At 60.1% G+C, this 18,761-nt stretch carries 19 protein-coding genes; 11 read left to right on the forward strand and 8 right to left on the reverse strand.

Annotated elements, in window-relative coordinates:
* Positions 1-259 precede the first annotated feature (259 nt).
* Positions 260-862 carry a Yip1 family protein gene (locus FRT59_RS06650; RefSeq protein WP_005789070.1) on the forward strand — a complete coding sequence of 201 codons (603 nt, stop codon included), beginning with the start codon at positions 260-262 and terminating at the stop codon, positions 860-862.
* Between the two features lie 128 nt (positions 863-990).
* Positions 991-1,485: a SprT family zinc-dependent metalloprotease gene (locus FRT59_RS06655; RefSeq protein WP_153870748.1), complete on the forward strand. Its 495-nt coding sequence runs from the start codon at positions 991-993 to the stop codon at positions 1,483-1,485.
* Between the two features lie 92 nt (positions 1,486-1,577).
* On the opposite strand, the gene FRT59_RS06660 is transcribed toward FRT59_RS06655, so the two are convergent.
* A complete protein-coding gene (locus tag FRT59_RS06660) occupies positions 1,578-2,753 on the reverse strand; it encodes a CaiB/BaiF CoA transferase family protein (protein WP_153870749.1) in 1,176 nt (391 codons plus the stop codon).
* Positions 2,754-2,910: 157 nt separating this feature from the next.
* On the opposite strand from FRT59_RS06660, the gene tusD reads away from it, so the two are divergent.
* From tusD to FRT59_RS06690, 6 genes are all read left to right on the forward strand, one after another.
* Positions 2,911-3,303: a sulfurtransferase complex subunit TusD gene (tusD, locus tag FRT59_RS06665; protein WP_003192069.1), complete on the forward strand. Its 393-nt coding sequence runs from the start codon at positions 2,911-2,913 to the stop codon at positions 3,301-3,303.
* A 1-nt stretch (position 3,304) separates the two neighbouring features.
* A complete protein-coding gene (gene tusC / locus FRT59_RS06670; RefSeq protein WP_153870750.1) occupies positions 3,305-3,655 on the forward strand; it encodes a sulfurtransferase complex subunit TusC in 351 nt (116 codons plus the stop codon).
* Positions 3,655-3,933: a sulfurtransferase complex subunit TusB gene (gene tusB, locus FRT59_RS06675; protein ID WP_034120223.1), complete on the forward strand. Its 279-nt coding sequence runs from the start codon at positions 3,655-3,657 to the stop codon at positions 3,931-3,933. The genes tusC and tusB overlap by 1 nt, the downstream gene beginning before the upstream one ends.
* A complete protein-coding gene (locus FRT59_RS06680) occupies positions 3,930-4,265 on the forward strand; it encodes a TusE/DsrC/DsvC family sulfur relay protein (RefSeq protein WP_034120224.1) in 336 nt (111 codons plus the stop codon). Before tusB ends, FRT59_RS06680 begins: the two co-directional genes overlap by 4 nt.
* Positions 4,262-5,263: a glycosyl transferase family protein gene (locus FRT59_RS06685; RefSeq protein ID WP_034120225.1), complete on the forward strand. Its 1,002-nt coding sequence runs from the start codon at positions 4,262-4,264 to the stop codon at positions 5,261-5,263. The genes FRT59_RS06680 and FRT59_RS06685 overlap by 4 nt, the downstream gene beginning before the upstream one ends.
* A gap of 88 nt (positions 5,264-5,351) precedes the next feature.
* Positions 5,352-6,347, forward strand: a complete 996-nt coding sequence (locus FRT59_RS06690) for a glutathione S-transferase family protein (protein ID WP_153870751.1) — start codon at positions 5,352-5,354, stop codon at positions 6,345-6,347.
* Between the two features lie 114 nt (positions 6,348-6,461).
* Here FRT59_RS06690 and cysG read toward each other — a convergent pair whose 3' ends face one another.
* Genes cysG through ftsK form a run of 6 tightly spaced genes read right to left on the reverse strand, consistent with a single transcriptional unit; the run spans position 6,462 to position 13,960 of the window.
* Complete coding sequence (gene cysG, locus FRT59_RS06695) at positions 6,462-7,856, reverse strand: siroheme synthase CysG (protein ID WP_153870752.1); 1,395 nt, start codon at positions 7,854-7,856, stop codon at positions 6,462-6,464.
* Positions 7,857-9,137, reverse strand: coding sequence for a serine--tRNA ligase (serS, locus tag FRT59_RS06700; protein ID WP_034120230.1), 1,281 nt, complete (start codon positions 9,135-9,137; stop codon positions 7,857-7,859).
* A 16-nt stretch (positions 9,138-9,153) separates the two neighbouring features.
* Positions 9,154-9,528 (reverse strand): fluoride efflux transporter CrcB, encoded by a 375-nt coding sequence (crcB, locus tag FRT59_RS06705; protein WP_034120232.1) that lies wholly within the window; start codon positions 9,526-9,528, stop codon positions 9,154-9,156.
* Complete coding sequence (locus tag FRT59_RS06710) at positions 9,528-10,850, reverse strand: replication-associated recombination protein A (protein ID WP_034120233.1); 1,323 nt, start codon at positions 10,848-10,850, stop codon at positions 9,528-9,530. The genes crcB and FRT59_RS06710 overlap by 1 nt, the downstream gene beginning before the upstream one ends.
* A gap of 23 nt (positions 10,851-10,873) precedes the next feature.
* Positions 10,874-11,497 (reverse strand): outer membrane lipoprotein periplasmic chaperone LolA, encoded by a 624-nt coding sequence (gene lolA / locus FRT59_RS06715; protein WP_153870753.1) that lies wholly within the window; start codon positions 11,495-11,497, stop codon positions 10,874-10,876.
* A gap of 54 nt (positions 11,498-11,551) precedes the next feature.
* A complete protein-coding gene (gene ftsK, locus FRT59_RS06720; protein ID WP_153839306.1) occupies positions 11,552-13,960 on the reverse strand; it encodes a DNA translocase FtsK in 2,409 nt (802 codons plus the stop codon).
* Between the two features lie 499 nt (positions 13,961-14,459).
* On the opposite strand from ftsK, the gene aat reads away from it, so the two are divergent.
* The 3 genes from aat to infA all read left to right on the forward strand — a co-directional run bounded on the left by aat (position 14,460) and on the right by infA (position 16,223).
* Positions 14,460-15,140 carry a leucyl/phenylalanyl-tRNA--protein transferase gene (gene aat / locus FRT59_RS06725; RefSeq protein ID WP_034120237.1) on the forward strand — a complete coding sequence of 227 codons (681 nt, stop codon included), beginning with the start codon at positions 14,460-14,462 and terminating at the stop codon, positions 15,138-15,140.
* Positions 15,141-15,196: 56 nt separating this feature from the next.
* Complete coding sequence (locus tag FRT59_RS06730) at positions 15,197-15,904, forward strand: arginyltransferase (protein WP_034120238.1); 708 nt, start codon at positions 15,197-15,199, stop codon at positions 15,902-15,904.
* A 100-nt stretch (positions 15,905-16,004) separates the two neighbouring features.
* A complete protein-coding gene (gene infA, locus FRT59_RS06735; RefSeq protein WP_002553999.1) occupies positions 16,005-16,223 on the forward strand; it encodes a translation initiation factor IF-1 in 219 nt (72 codons plus the stop codon).
* A 247-nt stretch (positions 16,224-16,470) separates the two neighbouring features.
* On the opposite strand, the gene clpA is transcribed toward infA, so the two are convergent.
* A complete protein-coding gene (gene clpA, locus FRT59_RS06740; protein ID WP_034120239.1) occupies positions 16,471-18,741 on the reverse strand; it encodes an ATP-dependent Clp protease ATP-binding subunit ClpA in 2,271 nt (756 codons plus the stop codon).
* Positions 18,742-18,761: the final 20 nt, after the last annotated feature.

Raw genomic sequence — 18,761 nt, forward strand, 5'->3', positions numbered from 1 at the left:
GTGACGAAAAGCCGGGTATTTTAGCGAGGTCGAGTACCCACATTCAATGTGAGAGGTGCCAGCATTCCAATCGACAGACCTCACCGCGATTAAGCTCAAGGTTTACAGCGCAATTTGCTCTAAAGGCCCTACGGTTATTCCGGTCATCACTTCCTATACTGCGACTTGAGGTCGCACACATATATCCAGACCTTTCAGGCCATTTGGCCGGTGGGCGCTCCGATGGGGGGCGATGGTAATAACGACAGGAGTGACTGGCATGATCCATCACGTCGTGGGGCTTTTTACCCATCCCGACCAGGAATGGCGGGAAATCCGTGGCGATAAAGAAGAAAGCATCGGCCACATGTACCTCACTCATACCCTGATTCTCGCGGCGATCCCCGCCGTATCCGCCTTTATCGGCACCACCCAGGTTGGCTGGGTCATCGGCAACCGTGCCCCGGTCATGCTGACCCAGGAAAGCGCGCTATGGATGACCCTCATGTCTTACGCCGCCATGCTCGGTGGTGTGGCGGTGATGGGAGCGTTTATCCACTGGATGGCTCGCACCTACGATGCCAGCCCAAGCATGGCCCGCTGCGTGGCCTTTGCCACCTACACCGCTACACCCTTGTTTGTCGGCGGGTTGGCGGCACTCTACCCGCATATGTGGCTGGGGATGGTCGTGGGCACGGCGGCGATCTGCTACACGGTGTACCTGCTGTATGTGGGGCTGCCGACCTTCATGAGTATCGACCCGGACGAAGGTTTTCTGTTTTCCAGCTCGGTGCTGGCCGTGGGCCTGGTTGTACTGGTCGCGATCATGGCCTTCACCGTGATCGTCTGGGGCCTGGGCGTAGGGCCGATCTACACCAACTGAACGGATAAACCCGCAGGCAAGGCCACCGCAAGGTGGCTTTGTGCGTTATGCATGACCATTCGGCGCCTGACAGATTCGGAAACACCCGGTTTTGCGGCATACTGGGCCTCTCTGGAGATATGTACAGCATGCCCGAGCAACTCAATACCCGCGTCGAAGATTGTTTCCTGCAAGCCGAATCCTTTTTCAAACGAAGCTTCAAACGCCCCCAGGTCAGCCTCAAGCTGCGGGGCCAGAAGGCCGGTGTCGCGCATTTGCACGAGAACCTGCTGCGCTTCAACCCTCAGTTGTACCGTGAAAACAGCCAACACTTTCTCAAGCAAACCGTGGCTCACGAAGTGGCGCATCTGATTGCCCACCAATTGTTCGGCGAGCGTATCCAGCCCCATGGCGAGGAATGGCAGTTGATCATGCGCGGCGTTTATGAACTGCCGCCGGATCGTTGCCACACCTATGAAATCAAGCGCCGGCAGGTGACCCGCTATATCTACCGCTGCCCGTGTGCAGACAGTGATTTTCCGTTTTCGGCGCAGCGCCATGGCTTGGTGAACCAGGGGCGGCGGTATTTGTGTCGTCGATGTCGGCAGACCTTGGTGTTTACCGGACAAACTCGGGTGGAATAAGGGCCTCATCGGGGGCAAGCCCCCTCCCACATTTAATCGGTGAAAACATTTCAAGTGTGGGAGGGGGCTTGCTCCCGATGGCATCAGAACAGTCACCCAACAACCCTGGCCTGCCGCAAATCCGCAATCCGCTGAGCACTGAACCCCAATTGCGCCAGCACCTCATCACTGTGCGCCCCCACCGCTGCACCGATATGCCTCGGCGCTGGCAACCCCTCGGAAAACTTCAACGGGCAGGCAATCTGCGCCTGGCTCGAGCCATCACCCCTCGGCACCTGGCTAACCAGCTCACGAGCCTTCAGTTGTGGATGTTGCAGGGCTTCACTCAAGCTCAATACCGGCTCCACACACGCATCCACCCCGGCAAACAATTCACATAGTTCATCAAAGCTGCGCTTCTCGAATTCCACCTGCAGGGCCTGCTTGAGCACTGCCTGCTGCTCAGGCTTCACGCTGTGCACCGCCAGTTCCGGCCGCCCCAGAGCCACGCATAACTGCTGCATAAACCCCGGTTCCAGGCTTCCCACTGACATCCAGCGCCCATCGCGGGTCCGATAGTAATCGTAGAAACTCCCACCATTGAGCACATGGTTCTCCCGCTCTGGCTCCACCCCACAGGCCAGGTAACCGGCGCCGGCCATGGCGTTCAGGCTGAACGAACAATCGGTCATGCTCACATCCAGGTATTGCCCCACCCCGCTCTGCTGCCTGGCAATCACCGCCGCCAGCAAGCCCACCACCGCATGCAGCGAACCGCCCGCCACATCCGCCAATTGCACGCCCAACGGCAACGGCCCGCTGTCCCGGCGCCCGGTGTGGCTGGCCACGCCGGCCAACGCCAGGTAGTTGATATCGTGCCCGGCGCGGTCTTTATAAGGGCCGGTCTGGCCGTAGCCGGTAATCGACACGTAAATCAGCCGCGGATTGATCGCCTTCAACGCCGCGTAACCCAGGCCCAGGCGCTCCATGACCCCGGGCCGAAACTGTTCGAGCAGGATGTCATGGCCTTTAACCAACTCACGCACGATCTCCACCGCCTCGGCCTGCTTGAGATCCAGGGCCAGGCTGCGCTTGTTGCGATTGAGGTACGCGTGGCTTGCCGACGTGCCGCGGTCATGGGGCGGCAATACACGCAACAGGTCGATGCGCGCAGGCGATTCGATGCGCAGCACCTCGGCGCCCATGTCCGCCAGCAGTAAGGAGGCAAACGGGCCGGGTAGCAAGGTGGAAAAATCCAGCACTTTAAGGGACGCCAAGGGACCTGACATGGGGATTCCATTTGGGTTGCGAATAGCCACAGACTAGGCAGCCTGGCGCTTACCGGCAATCGTCAGAACGATCATCCACAGTGACCGTATTGATCACGGCGGGCTTTTTCGCGGCGGCGGCTTTATGATTGGCCCACGTTTGTTGGCAGAGTGTTCCATGAAGTTCGCGATTGCACTGTATAGCGCCGCCCACGCGCCCTCCTCGCGCCGCGCCCTACTGTTCGCCCAGGCGGCGTTAGCCGGCGGGCACGAGATTGTGCGGCTGTTTTTTTATCAGGATGGCGTGTACAGCGCGTCCAATAACATCGTTGCACCCCAGGATGAACAAGACATTGCGCGCCAATGGCGCGAGTTCGTCAGCCAGCACCAGCTCGACGGCGTGGTGTGCATCGCCGCCGCCTTGCGCCGTGGCGTGCTTAACGCCGAGGAAGCCGCGCGCTATCAACGCAGTGCGGTCAACCTGGAGGCACCCTGGGCGTTGTCGGGCCTGGGACAATTGCATGACGCGATCCAGGACGCCGACCGCCTGATCTGTTTTGGAGGGCCGTGACATGTCCCAATCCTTATTGGTAATCAGCCGCCAGGCCCCATGGTCCGGGCCGAGTGCGCGGGAAGCGCTGGATATCGTACTGGCCGGTGGCGCGTTTGATCTGCCCATTGGCCTGCTGTTCCTCGACGACGGCGTGTTCCAACTGGCACCGCACCAGGACGCCAAGGCCGTGCAGCAAAAGGACCTCGGTGCCAACCTGCAGGCCTTGGGGCTGTTTGGCATCGAGGATGTGTTCGCTTGCAGCCATAGCCTGGCGGAGCGCGGGCTCACTGTGCCCAGCATCGCCGAGTCTCTGGGTAATGAAGAAATTTCCAGGCTGATTGACCGCTACGACCAGGTGATAACCCTCTGATGTCGACTTTACATGTGCTGTCCCACTCCCCGTTTACCGATAGCCGCCTCGACAGCTGCCTGCGCCTGTGTGGCAGCAACGACGCGATCCTGCTGTGCGGCGATGGTGCCTACGGCTTGCACAGCCCTACCCTGCAAACCAAAGGCGTAAAGGTGTTTGTGCTGGCCGAAGACATGCAGGCGCGCAATTTGCCCCTGCCCGACTGGGCCGACAGCGTGGACTACCCGGGTTTCGTGCAACTGTCGATCGACTATGACAAGGTCAACACCTGGCTATGAACACCCTGACCGTAGGCGCTCGCGCCCTGGAGCTGGACAAGGACGGCTACCTCGTCGACCTGAATGATTGGTCCAACGAAGTGGCAGATGCCCTGGCCGCCGCTGAAGCCCTGGAACTGACCCCGGATCACTGGGAAATCCTCACATTGCTTCGCCAGTTCTACGCCGAATTCCAGCTGTCTCCTGCCACGCGCCCACTGATCAAGTACACCGCCCTGAAGCTGGGTCCGGAAAAGGGCAACAGCCTGCACCTCAATAAACTGTTCAACGGCACTCCCGCCAAACTCGCCGCCAAGCTGGCGGGCCTGCCCAGGCCGACGAATTGCTTATGACCGACTTTGCCCCACTGACCCTCGCAACGCCTGAAGAGCATCCCTTTGCGCAGTTCGTGCGCATCCTCGGCAAAGGCAAGCGCGGCGCGCGCAACCTCACCCGCGAGGAAGCCCGGGAAGCCATGGGCATGCTGCTCGACGAAAAGGTCGAGGACACCCAGCTCGGCGCGTTCCTGATGCTGCTGCGCCACAAGGAAGAAAGCCCGGAAGAACTTGCCGGTTTCACCGAAGCGGTACGCGAACGCCTGAACGCACCGACGTTGAACGTGGATATCGACTGGCCGACCTACGCTGGCAAGAAACGCCACCTGCCGTGGTTCCTGCTGGCGGCCAAATGCCTGGCACAAAACGGCGTGCGCATCCTGATGCACGGCGGCGGCGCCCACACCGCCGGCCGGTTGTACACCGAGCAACTGCTGGACACTTTACAGATCCCGTTGTGCCGCAATTGGCAGCAGGTGCAATCCACCTTCGAGCACGGCAACCTGGCGTTTATCCCACTGGGCGACTGGGCTCCACAACTGCAACGCATGATCGACCTGCGCAACACCCTCGGCCTGCGCTCGCCTATCCACTCCCTGGCGCGGCTGCTCAACCCGCTGAATGCGCGCTGCGGCCTGCAAAGCATTTTCCATCCGGGTTACCAGGGCGTGCATCGCGATGCCAGCGGGCTGCTCGGTGACAATGTGATTGTGGTCAAGGGCGACGGCGGCGAGATCGAGATCAACCCCGATACCCTCAGCCACTTATATGGCACTACGGGCGGCCAGAGCTGGGACGAAGAGTGGCCCGCCCTCTCCGCCCAGCGTCACGTCAAGCCAGCGGTGCTTGAGCCTGAGCACCTCAAGGCGCTATGGCGCGGCGACGTCGAGGACAGCTACCCGCAGCTGGCCCTGATCGCCACCATGGCCCTGGCTTTGCGCGGCCTCGGCCACTCACGGCAACAGGCATTCGAATTGGCCCAGCAATACTGGGATGCGCGGGATAAATCGATTTAATCGATCATTCGCGCCCGGTCTTTGCGCTTTTAGTTCGAACTCATGCCTTTAGACTGGGCTCCAACGCTTATCAGCCAAGGAGCCAGTCATGGGTTTACTGATCGAAGGACATTGGAAAGACCAGTGGTACGAAAGTAGCGCAGACGGCGCTTTCCAACGGGAACAGGCACAACGCCGCCACTGGGTGACTGCCGATGGCCAGCCTGGCCCCAGCGGCGAAGGCGGCTTCCAGGCCGAGGCCGGTCGCTATCACCTCTATGTCTCTCTCGCCTGCCCCTGGGCGCACCGCACCTTGATCCTGCGCAAGCTCAAAGGCCTGGAAAGCTTGATCGACGTCTCGGTAGTCAGTTGGTTGATGCTGGAAAACGGCTGGACCTTCGACAAGGCCCACGGCTCCAGCGGCGACAAACTCGACGGTTTCGACTTCATGCACCAACGCTACACCGCCGATACCGCTGATTACACCGGGCGCGTCACCGTACCGGTGCTGTGGGACAAAAAGCTCAAACGTATCGTCAGCAATGAATCGGCGGAGATCATCCGCATGTTCAACAGCGCGTTCAACGAATTGACCGGCAACACCCTGGACTTCTACCCCGAGCCGCTGCGCGCGACCATCGACGCGTTGAACGAACGAATTTACCCCGCCGTGAACAACGGGGTGTACCGCGCAGGCTTCGCCACTTCGCAACAGGCTTATGAAAGTGCCTTTGATGATGTGTTTGCCGAGCTGGATCATTTGGAACAGCACTTGGGTTCGCATCGCTATTTAGCCGGCGAATACCTGACCGAAGCCGATGTGCGGCTGTTCACCACGCTGATTCGCTTTGATGCGGTGTATTACAGCCACTTCAAATGCAACCTGCGCAGGATTGCGGATTATCCGAACCTGTCGAATTGGTTGAGGGAGATGTACCAGTGGCCGGGGGTGGCCGAGACGGTGGATTTCGCGCACATCAAGGGGCATTACTATGCCAGCCACCGCACAATCAATCCGACGGGGATTGTGCCGAAGGGGCCGTTGCAGCGGTTTGATGCAGAGCACGATCGTCAGCGGTTGAGGGGTAAGGGGGTCTGGAAGTAATTCAAGAGATGGGTTGTATTTAATGGCCTCATCGGGAGCAAGCCCCCTCCCACATTTCGATTTGTGAATACAGTCAAAATGTGGGAGGGGGCTTGCTCCCGATGCTTTTAAGGTTCACACCTGGGATTGTGCGCCTTCAAACCACTTCAGTTTTTCGCGCAGCACCACCACCTCACCCACGATGACCAATGTCGGCGCATGCACTTCATGCTCCGCCACCATGCGCGGCAAGTCGGCCAGCGTGCCGGTAAACACCCGCTGGTTCGACGTGGTGCCCTGTTGGATCAGCGCCGCTGGCGTGTCCGGCGAGCGACCATGCTTGATCAACTGTTCACAGATGATCGGCAAGCCAATCAAGCCCATGTAGAACACCAGGGTCTGCGAGGGCCCCACCAGGTCGTGCCAGGGCAGGTCCGACGTCCCATTCTTCAAATGCCCAGTGATAAAACGCACCGACTGCGCATAGTCGCGATGAGTCAGGGGAATCCCGGCATAGGCCGCGCACCCACTGGCAGCGGTAATCCCAGGCACCACCTGGAACGGGATGCCATGGGCCGCCAGTTCCTCGATCTCTTCGCCACCCCGGCCAAAGATGAACGGATCGCCACCCTTGAGCCGCAGCACGCGCTTGCCTTGCTTGGCCAGGTCCACCAGTTGCTGGTTGATCTGGGCTTGCGGCACGGCGTGGTCAGCGCGACGCTTGCCGACATACACGCGCTCGGCATCACGACGGCACAGCTCGAGAATCGCCGGCGCCACCAAGCGGTCGTATAACACCACATCGGCTTGCTGCATCAAACGCAGGGCACGGAAGGTCAACAGGTCCGGATCGCCCGGCCCAGCGCCCACCAGGTAAACTTCGCCCGGCGCGTTCGGTGGTGCACCGTTGACCTTTTCGATCAACAGGCGCTCAGCCTCGTCGCCCTGCCCGGCCAACTGGCGGTCGGCAATCGGGCCCTGGAACACCTCTTCCCAGAACGCGCGGCGCTGCTGCACATCCGGGTATAAACCTTTGACCTGGGCACGAAAACGCGCCGCCAACCCGGCCAACTGGCCGTATGTGGAGGGAATCCAGGTTTCCAGCTTGGCACGGATCAAGCGCGCCAGTACCGGCGCATCGCCGCCACTGGACACCGCAATCACCAAGGGCGAACGGTCGACAATCGCCGGGAAGATCACGCTGCACAAGGCGGGCGCGTCGACCACATTGACCGGTACACAACGACGCTTGGCATCACTGGACACTTGCGCGTTCAGCGGTTCATCGTCGGTCGCTGCGATGATCAGGGTGCAACCGTCAAGGTCGGCCTCCTGATAACCGCGCAAAATCAGTTCCCCGCCACTGCCCAGGACCAACTCACGCAACTGGTCTTCGATCTGGGGAGCAACCACCCGCAGCAACGCACCGGCGTCGGCCAGCAGCCGGGATTTGCGCAAGGCAATCTCCCCGCCACCGACGACCAACACACGACTGCCGCGCAGGTTATGAAACAGCGGCAGAAATTCCATTTAGCCGATGACCTCAACGCCCGCCATGTACGGCTTGAGCACCTCAGGTACGCGGATCGAACCGTCAGCCTGCTGGTAGTTTTCCAGCACGGCCACCAGGGTACGGCCTACGGCCAGGCCCGAACCGTTAAGGGTGTGCACCAGCTCCGGCTTGCCGGTTTCCGGGTTGCGGAACCGCGCCTGCATGCGACGTGCCTGGAAATCACCGCAGTTGGAGCACGACGAAATCTCGCGGTACTTGTCCTGGCTCGGCACCCACACTTCGAGGTCGTAGGTCTTCACGGCGCTGAAGCCCATGTCGCCAGTGCACAGCGCCAGGACGCGGTACGGCAGCTCCAGCAGTTGCAGCACACGTTCGGCGTTGGCGGTCAGGCCTTCCAGGGCTTCCATGGAGGTCGACGGTTCTACCACCTGCACCATCTCGACCTTGTCGAACTGGTGCTGGCGGATCATGCCACGGGTGTCGCGACCCGACGCGCCCGCTTCGCTGCGGAAGCATGGGCTGTGGGCCACCAGCTTCAGCGGCAATTGCTTGGCGTCGAGGATTTCACCGGCGACGATATTGGTCAGCGACACTTCGGCAGTCGGGATCAGGTACAGGTCGGCTTCGCCGTCGCGGCTGATCTTGAACAGATCTTCTTCGAATTTTGGCAGTTGGCTGGTGCCCATCAGCGCCGGCGCCTGAACCAGGTACGGGGTGTAGGCCTCTTCGTAACCGTGTTCGCCGGTGTGCAGGTTGATCATGAACTGCGCCAGTGCTCGGTGCATGCGGGCAATCGGGCCGCGTAGCAAGGCAAAGCGTGCGCCGGACATTTTTGCGGCGGTCTCAAAATCCAGGCCACCGGTCAATTCGCCCAGGGCCACGTGGTCCTTGATGTCGAAATCGAAGGTTTTCGGCGTGCCCCAACGGCGCACTTCAACGTTGCCGTCTTCGTCTTCACCCACCGGCACGGATTCGTGGGGCAGGTTCGGAATGCCCAGCAGGATCGAGTCCAACTCGGTCTGAATGCCTTCCAGCTCGATCTTGCCGTCGGACAACTCAGTGCCCATACGCTCGACATCCGCCATCAACGGCGCAATGTCTTCGCCGCGCTGCTTGGCCTGGCCGATGGATTTGGAACGCGCATTACGCTCAGCCTGCAGTGCTTCGGTGCGGGTCTGGACGGTCTTGCGCTGTTCTTCCAGCGCTTCGATGCGCGCAACATCCAAGGCAAAGCCACGGGATGCGAGGCGGTCCGCTACGTCCTGAAGGTTGCTACGTAACAGTTTGGAATCGAGCATGTCGGTCTCTCGTTTATCAAAGTTTGGTCAAGGACAGGCCAGCCCAGGTGGCGAGCAGCCCGCCGAATACGCTGATGCCCAAGTACCCGAAGGCCACCAGGGCCTGCCCGCTTTCCAGCAGGCGCAGCGTATCCAGTGAAAAGGATGAAAAGGTCGTCAGACCGCCTACAAAGCCGACAATCAAGCCGGCGCGAATTTCAATCGGTACTTCCGGGCGCAACAGGAACCAGCCGTACAACAGCCCGATGATCAAGCAGCCCACCAGGTTGACCGCCAGGGTCGCCGCATAAAAATGCTTCGGCCAATTGGCGCTGACCCAGGTGCTGGTGGCGAAACGCAATAATGTACCAGCGATGCCCGCAACGGACACGGCAAGAATCGTCTTGAGCACTACTTTCTCCGCTGTCTGGGGCTGAGGCGATCGAGCTGCGCGAGGTGATTGAGCTTTTCGCCGATTTTCAGCTCCAGGCCACGGGGCACCGGCTGATAGAGCGGCAGCGGCTCAAGCTCATCGGGAAAATAGTCTTCACCGGCCGCATAGGCATCCGGCTCATCGTGGGCGTAACGGTATTCATCGCCGTAGCCCAGTTGCTTCATCAGTTTGGTCGGCGCATTGCGCAAATGCATCGGCACTTCGAGGGAGCCATGTTCGGCCGCCGCACGCAGGGCCGACTTGAAGCCCATGTACACCGCGTTGCTTTTCGGCGCGCAGGCCAGGTAAGTAATGGCCTGGGCCACTGCCAACTCGCCTTCCGGACTGCCAAGGCGCTCCTGCACCTCCCAGGCGGCCAGGCACAGGCTCAGGGCACGCGGGTCGGCATTGCCGATGTCTTCGCTGGCCATGCGCACTACGCGACGTGCCAGGTACAGCGGGTCGCAACCGCCGTCGATCATGCGCGCAAACCAGTACAGCGCACCATCGGGGTTGGACCCGCGCACAGACTTGTGCAGCGCGGAAATCTGGTCGTAGAAGGCTTCGCCGCCCTTGTCGAAACGCCGGCGCGTATCGCCGAGCAGGCTTTGCAGCAACTCGACGCCAATCTCGCCGCCGTCCTCAGCCAAGTCAGAAGCGTTTTCCAGCAGGTTGAGAAAGCGCCGACCATCACCATCAGCGGCCGTGAGCAAAATCTTGAAGCCTTCATCGCTGAGGCTCAACTGGCGCTTACCCAGGCCCTTGTCTTCGCTCAAGGCGCGGTGCAGCAGCTTTTGCATCGCGGCTTCGTCCAGGCTCTTGAGCACATAGACCCGCGCCCGTGACAGCAACGCGTTGTTCAATTCAAACGAAGGGTTTTCGGTGGTAGCGCCGATAAAAATCAGCGTGCCGTCTTCGACATAAGGCAGGAACGCATCCTGCTGCGACTTGTTGAAGCGGTGCACTTCGTCGACGAACAGGATGGTGCGCTTGCCGTATTGCCCGGCCTGCTGCTTGGCGACTTCTACCGCCTGGCGGATCTCCTTGACCCCGGCCAGCACCGCCGAGACCGTTTCAAAGTGTGCATCCGAGACTTTCGCCAGCAACCGCGCCAGAGTGGTCTTGCCCACACCCGGCGGGCCCCAGAAAATCATCGAGTGCAGCGCACCCTGCTCCAGGGCTTCGCGCAGAGGCTTGCCACGAGCGAGCAGGTGCTCCTGACCGACGTACTCATCCAGGTTGGTCGAACGCAAGCGTGCGGCCAGGGGCTGGGCAATCGGGTCACTTCGAAACAGGTCCATGGGCAGCGTTTGAAACCTCTAGATTATTCCTGGATCACGTCGGCACCCTTGGGGATGTCGAACTTGAACTTGGATGCAGGCACCGGCTGGTTGGCCTTGACCCCGGAGAACAGGATATCGGTGCGCTGGCCGACGCTGTCGACCAGGCGCATGTTGTTGATCACGCCGTTGCCAAACGACAGGGACAGGGTGTCAAACAGCGTGTCCTTGGATTTTGGCTTGAGGGTGAACTCGATCACGTTGCTGGTCTGCTGGGAGGTGATCTCGAAGCTGTCGTTGATTTTCGACACATCGCCCGACAGCAGCAGCGCTGGAGTCTGGTTCAGGCGCGGATCCAGCTTTTTGATGGTCGCCTGTTCCAGGTCCGGGTCCCACAGGGTGACTTTCTGGCCGTCGGAAACGATGGTCTGCTCAGCCTTGCCTTCGGTATGCCAGTAGAACAGCCCTGGGCGCTGCACGGCCATTTCACCGGCGGTTTCCTGCAACTGGGTGCCACCGGCATCCAGGGTCAGCTGGGAGAAGCGCGCGGTCAGGGTCTGGGATTTGTCCAGCAGGTTCTTCAGGCTGGCGACGGAAGCCGGGTCAGCGTGGGCCGAAACGGCGGTCAGGGCCAGTGCCGGCAACAACAGCATGCGGATAAAGCGCATGGGAGTCCTCATTGAGTAGTCAGGGCGTGCCGCGTGTTGCCACGCGGCTCGGAGTCAGTCGCGCATCTGCCCGGGGGCGATCACTTCACGCGAGCCGTTGGTGTTCATGGCAGTCACAACGCCGGCATTTTCCATGGCTTCGATCATGCGGGCGGCGCGGTTGTAGCCGATTTTCAGCTTGCGCTGCACCGCAGAGATCGAGGCGCGACGGCTTTCCAGCACGAAGGCCACGGCTTCATCGTACAGCGCGTCGGTTTCAGCATCATCGTCGCCACCGCCGCTGCCACCGTCGAAGCCGCTGCCGGCTTCTTCGACGCCGGCGAGGATGTCATCGTTGTATTCCGGCGCGCCGCGCAGTTTCCAGGCTTCGACCACGCGGTGTACTTCGTCATCGGAAACGAAGGCACCGTGAACGCGGATCGGCAGGCTGGTGCCGGGCGGCATGTAGAGCATGTCGCCATGGCCCAACAGTTGCTCGGCGCCACCCTGGTCGATGATGGTGCGCGAGTCGATCTTGCTGGAGACCTGGAACGCCATGCGCGTCGGGATGTTGGCCTTGATCAGACCCGTGATTACGTCTACCGACGGACGCTGGGTCGCAAGAATCAAGTGAATCCCCGCAGCACGGGCCTTCTGGGCGATACGGGCGATCAGCTCCTCAACCTTCTTGCCGACGATCATCATCATGTCGGCAAATTCGTCGACCACCACCACGATGGTCGGCAGCTTGGTCAGCAATGGCGCTTCATCATGAATGCTTTCGCGCTTGTACAGCGGGTCGGTCAGCGGTGTGCCGGCATCCTGGGCTTCCTTGACCTTGGCGTTGAAGCCCGACAGGTTACGTACCCCCATCTTCGCCATCAGCTTGTAGCGACGCTCCATCTCGGCAACGCTCCAGCGCAGGGCGTTGGCGGCGTCCTTCATGTCGGTAACCACCGGGCACAGCAGGTGCGGAATGCCTTCGTAGATCGACAGTTCGAGCATTTTCGGGTCGATCATGATCAGCTTGGCGTCATCCGGGCCGGACTTGAACAGGATCGACAGGATCATCGCGTTCACACCCACCGACTTACCCGAACCGGTGGTACCGGCCACCAGCAGGTGCGGCATTTTCGCCAGGTCGGTGATCACCGGCTTGCCGCCGATGTCATGGCCGAGGGCCAGGGTGACCGGCGATTTGAAATTGTCGTATTCCGGGGTCGACAGCACTTCGGAGAAGCGCACGATCTGGCGGTCTTCGTTGGGAATCTCGATACCCACGGTGGTCTTGCCCGGGATCACTTCCACCACACGCACGCTGGTCACGGCCAGGGAGCGCGCCAAGTCTTTGGCCAGGTTGGAAATGCGGCTGACTTTCACACCAGCGGCCGGCTGGATTTCGTAACGGGTAATCACCGGGCCGGGGTGGATAGAGTCCACCGATACTTCGACGCCAAATTCCTTGAGCTTGATTTCCAGCAGATGGCCGACAGCCGCCAGGGATTCCGGGGAATAATTGAGTTGTTTCTTTTCCGCTGGGTCGAGAATCGAGATCGGCGGCAAGGTGCCTTCGACGGCGCTGTCGATGAACAGCGGAGCCTGCTTCTCTTTCTGTACGCGATGGCTGGGTTCGGGGGCCTTGGGCGGTGCCGGAGCGATCACCGGCGGTACCTGCTTCTCGCGGTCCGACATGTGCTTGCTCAGAGCTTGCTCGCGCTCGATCAAGCGCTCTTTGACCTTGGCCTGCTCGCGCCGGTCCGGGGTGCTTGGGGCCACCACTTCATTGACGCGAGTGTCCACCTCGCGAAGCTGCGCAACCATTTGCTTGCGCTCGACACGAGCAGCCCACCAGCGGTTGGCGGCGCCCTGGAACAATTCGAACAGGTCGAGGGTGATCTTGCCGGTCACGTCCATCACCTTGAACCATGACAGGTCGGTGAATACCGTGAGGCCAAACAGGAACAGCGCGATAAACATCAGGGTGCTGCCCTGGATATTCAGGGTTCTGCGTGCCAGGTCGCCGAGACTTTCACCCAGCGCCCCACCCGCGCCCGCCGGCAGGCCGGTAGGCGCATGGAAGTGAATATGCGCCAGCGCCGCACCGGACAGCACCAGAAACACCAGGCCGATCAGGCGCCAGGAGAACAGCCAGCCACTCCACTGCCACGGTTCATGACGCTGGCGGAAGATCTGCCAGGTCTTGATCGCGAGTAGCAGCGGGAAGATATAGGCGAAGTAACCCAGGATCATGAACAGGATATCGGCACTGTAGGAGCCCACGGGGCCACCGAAATTCTGCACATCATCAATCTTGCTGTTATGGCTCCAGCCCGGATCGTCCTTGCCATAAGTGAGCAAGGCCATCATCAGGAACAGGCACAGGGCACCGATGGCAATCAGTGCGCCTTCCTTGAGTCGGTAATGCAGGTGCTGGCGCCAGGCCGGTACGACTGCTGCTTTAGGTGCTGCGGCGGATTTCTTCAAAACGGGTCTTTTCCTGCGCCTTTAGCGCGTCCATCTGTTGAATGACTACACACTACTGCTCTATCCCGAGCAGCTGAAAAATGAACAAATGTTGCTGAATCTACTTTTAACACCGGGTGATGGATAGGTGAAATGGCGATAACGCCATAATGGCCGCATTGTACGGGTTTGCGTGCGCGATGCCACACACTTGCCCTTCACTCGGTAGCCTAGACAATTGACGTGTCACAGCCTGTTCAATTTGAGCATGCATTGTCTTTGCTGACAAAGGCTTATGGGCTGTATTTAGCAATCCAGGCAAGCTTGGCGGATGGCCGGCATGCGCCAGACCCGATTACGACCGCGCCTTATGCGTAGAGTTGCAGAAACACCCGCTCATGCTAATCCTGCCTGACAAGCTATTCGGGCTGGCCCCCTGGCGCCGGGTCGACAATAATCAAGGCTCCCGGGGCAGGCGCCTTACCTGCCACTCCCCTCCCCTTCCATAAGCCTGGATGCCATGCTGACCTGGTTACAACGCGACACCCTGACTTTCCCGCCATTGGCCAAGGCCATGCGCGAACCCAATGGCCTGCTCGCCGCCGGTGGCGACCTGTCGGCCGAACGACTGATCCAGGCCTATCGCCATGGCTGCTTTCCGTGGTTCTCCGAAGGCCAGCCTATCCTCTGGTGGTCACCTGACCCGCGCACGGTAATCTTCCCCAACGAGCTGCACGTTTCCCGCAGCCTCGGCAAATTATTGCGCCAACAGCGTTATACCGTGACCTTCGACCAGGATTTCGCCGCCGTCATCCAAGCCTGTGCTGCGCCCCGCGCCTATGCGGATGGCACCTGGATCACCGAAGGTATCCAGAATGCCTACCTGGAGCTGCACCAGCGTGGCTATGCCCATTCCGTCGAGGTGTGGGACCAGGGCGAACTGGTGGGCGGCCTGTATGGCCTGGCAATGGGTCAGTTGTTTTTTGGCGAATCCATGTTCAGCCGCGCCGACAACGCCTCGAAATTCGGCTTCGCCACATTGACCCGGCAGCTGCAAGCCTGGGGATTTGTGCTGATCGACTGCCAGATGCCCAATGATCACCTGCATAGCCTGGGTGCCCGCGCCATACCGCGCAATGACTTCGCCGACTTCCTGCGCAAACATTTGGACCAGCCCAGCTCTGGACCGTGGGTTTCCTAGGCGACTTTCGCCTACCTGGCATACACTTATTTCAAAGCTTACCCCGAGGGTTGATCATGACCGAGCTGGCGCGCTTGAAGTTTTATGCCACTCAAGCCCACTCTTGCAGCTATCTGCCCGACGAGCAGGCCACCACGCTGTTCCTCGACCCCAGCCAGCCGATGGATGTGCACGTGTACGCCGACCTGTCCGAGATGGGCTTTCGTCGCAGCGGCGACCACCTGTACCGCCCCCACTGCCAGAATTGCAACGCCTGCGTACCGGCGCGCATCCCGGTCGCGCAATTCTTGCCGGACCGCAACCAGAAACGCATTCTCAAGCGCAATGCCGACCTGACGGTAACCGCCACCAAGCCGCAGTACAGTGAAGAATATTTCGATCTTTACCAACGCTATATCGAACAGCGTCACGCAGATGGCGACATGTTCCCGCCCAGCCGCGATCAGTTTTCCACCTTCCTGGTACGCGACCTGCCCTTCTCGCGCTTCTACGAGTTCCGCCTCGACGGCCGCCTGCTGGCCGTAGCCGTGACCGACCTGCTGCCCAACGGCCTGTCGGCGGTGTACACCTTCTATGAACCGGCCGAGGAGCGCCGCAGCCTCGGACGCTTTGCCATCCTTTGGCAAATAGGCGAAGCATTGCGCCAGGAACTGGAGGCGGTGTACCTCGGATACTGGATCAAGAACTGCAAAAAGATGAACTACAAGACCCAATATCGGCCCATTGAGCTACTGATTAATCAAAGATGGGTCACGCTTAACTAGAACCCCTTGGCTTAAACACCCTTTTTCGGGCACAATGCACGCCGCTTTTGCCTGGCGCAGTTGCACCGGGCCATTCACTGGATACCGAGGGCTTTACTGCATGTCGAAAGAAGACAGCTTCGAAATGGAAGGCACTGTCGTCGACACCCTGCCCAACACCATGTTTCGTGTGGAGTTGGAAAATGGGCACGTCGTAACCGCGCATATCTCCGGCAAGATGCGCAAGAACTACATTCGTATTCTTACCGGCGACAAAGTGCGCGTCGAGCTGACGCCCTATGACTTGAGCAAAGGGCGCATCACTTACCGCGCTCGCTAAGCAAGTCAATACAAAACGCCCGGTTATGCCGGGCGTTTTTGTGTGTGTGGCATTTGCCCCAGCAACACAAATCCCTGTGGGAGGGGGCTTGCTCCCGATAGCAGTGGGCCAAGCAACTAATCTGTTGCTGAACCACCGCCATCGGGAGCAAGCCCCCTCCCACATTTGATCTGCATTGTTTTGGCGATTAGGTTTCAAGTCAGCAAAAAGGCGCCTTTCGGCGCCTTTTCTTGTTGCTGCACAGCGATCAGGCCATTTCAGCCGTGGTTTCGAACTCGAAGGTCAGCTCGCCGTCCTTCAGGTCGATATGCACCACACCACCATGGTCGGAGAGCTCGCCGAACAGGATCTCTTCGGCCAGTGGCCGCTTGATCTTGTCCTGGATCAGACGCGCCATTGGGCGAGCGCCCATTGCCGCATCGTAGCCGCCCTCCGCAATCCAACTGCGGGCCGCCTCCGTCACGTCCAGCTGCACGCGCTTGTCTTCCAACTGCGCTTGAAGCTCGGTGAGGAACTTGTCCACCACGCTTTTGATGACCTCATGGCTGAGGCGACCAAACTGAATAATGGTATCCAGGCGGTTGCGGAACTCTGGCGTGAAGCTCTTCTTGATGACTTCCATGGCATCAGAAGAATGATCCTGATGCGTGAAGCCAATCGACGCCCGCGCAGCCGTTTCGGCACCGGCGTTGGTGGTCATGATCACGATCACGTTGCGGAAGTCCGCCTTGCGCCCATTGTTGTCGGTGAGGGTCCCGTGATCCATCACCTGCAACAGCAGGTTGAAGACTTCCGGGTGAGCCTTCTCGATTTCATCGAGCAGCAATACGCAATGCGGCTGCTTGGTGATCGCCTCGGTCAACAGACCGCCCTGGTCAAAGCCGACATAGCCCGGAGGCGCACCGATCAGGCGCGACACAGTGTGACGCTCCATGTATTCGGACATGTCGAAACGCACCAGTTCGATACCCATGGCCTTGGCCAACTGCCGCGCCGCCTCGGTCTTGCCGACGCCGGTCGGACCTGCGAACAGGAACGAACCGACAGGTTTGTCCGGCGACTTGAGGCCCGCACGCGAAAGCTTGATCGCGGTGGACAGCGCATCGATGGCCGCATCCTGGCCGAACACCGTGAGCTTGAGGTCGCGCTCCAGGTTACGCAGCAGCTCCTTATCGGAACTGTTGACGTGCTTGGGCGGAATTCGCGCGATCTTCGCCACGATGTCCTCGACCTGCGGCACGTCGATGCGCTTCACACGCTTCTCGACCGGTTGCAGGCGCTGGTAGGCGCCCGCTTCGTCGATCACATCGATGGCCTTGTCCGGCATATGCCGGTCGTTGATGTAGCGCGACGCCAGCTCAGCAGCAGCACGCAGGGCCTCATCGGTGTATTCGATGCCATGGTGCGCTTCAAAGCGCCCCTTGAGCCCGCGCAGGATGCCAATCGTGTCTTCAACCGAAGGCTCGGACACGTCGACTTTCTGGAAACGACGCGCCAGGGCACGGTCTTTCTCGAAGATCCCGCGGAATTCCTGGAACGTGGTCGAACCGATGCAGCGGATATCACCCGACGACAGCAACGGCTTGAGCAGGTTGGAGGCGTCCATCACGCCACCGGATGCCGCACCGGCACCGATGATAGTGTGGATTTCGTCGATAAACAGGATCGCCTGCGGACGTTTTTTCAGCTCGCCGAGCAACGCCTTGAAGCGCTTCTCGAAATCGCCACGGTACTTGGTCCCGGCGAGCAAGGCGCCCAGGTCAAGGGAGTAGACGACGCTGTTGGCCAGCAAGTCTGGCACCTGATTGTCGACGATACGCTTGGCCAGGCCTTCGGCGATTGCGGTTTTACCCACGCCCGCTTCACCCACCAGCAACGGGTTGTTCTTGCGACGACGAGCGAGGATCTGCGCTACACGCTCAACCTCGAGTTCACGCCCCACCAGCGGATCGATCCGCCCCTGGCGCGCCAACTCATTGAGATTGCTGGCATAGGCATCCAGTGGATTGCCCGAAGAAGAAGACTCACCGCCCTCGTCATCCTGCATATCCTGCTCACCCTCGGAATGATCGCCGTGCCCAGGCACTTTGGAGATACCGTGGGCGATGTAATTGACCACATCAATACGGGCAACGCTCTGCTGCTTGAGCAGGAACACTGCCTGGCTTTCCTGTTCGCTGAAAATCGCCACAAGCACATTGGCGCCCGTGACCTCACGCTTACCGGAGCTCTGTACGTGGAAAACAGCACGCTGCAATACCCGCTGGAAGCCCAGGGTTGGCTGGGTTTCGCGGTCCTCGTCATGCACGGGGATCAGTGGCGTGGTGGAGTCGATAAACTCCTGCAGGTCATGCTTGAGTTTGTCGAGGTTGGCGCCGCACGCGCGCAGAACGGTGGCGGCAGCTTCGTTATCCAAAAGTGCCAGCAGCAGGTGCTCGACAGTCATGAATTCATGACGTTTCGAGCGAGCCTCCTTGAAGGCAAGATTGAGGGTGACTTCGAGCTCGCGGTTTAACATAGCTTCACCTCATACCCAAG

It is taken from the genome of Pseudomonas haemolytica, from assembly GCF_009659625.1.
Lineage (GTDB): Bacteria > Pseudomonadota > Gammaproteobacteria > Pseudomonadales > Pseudomonadaceae > Aquipseudomonas > Aquipseudomonas haemolytica.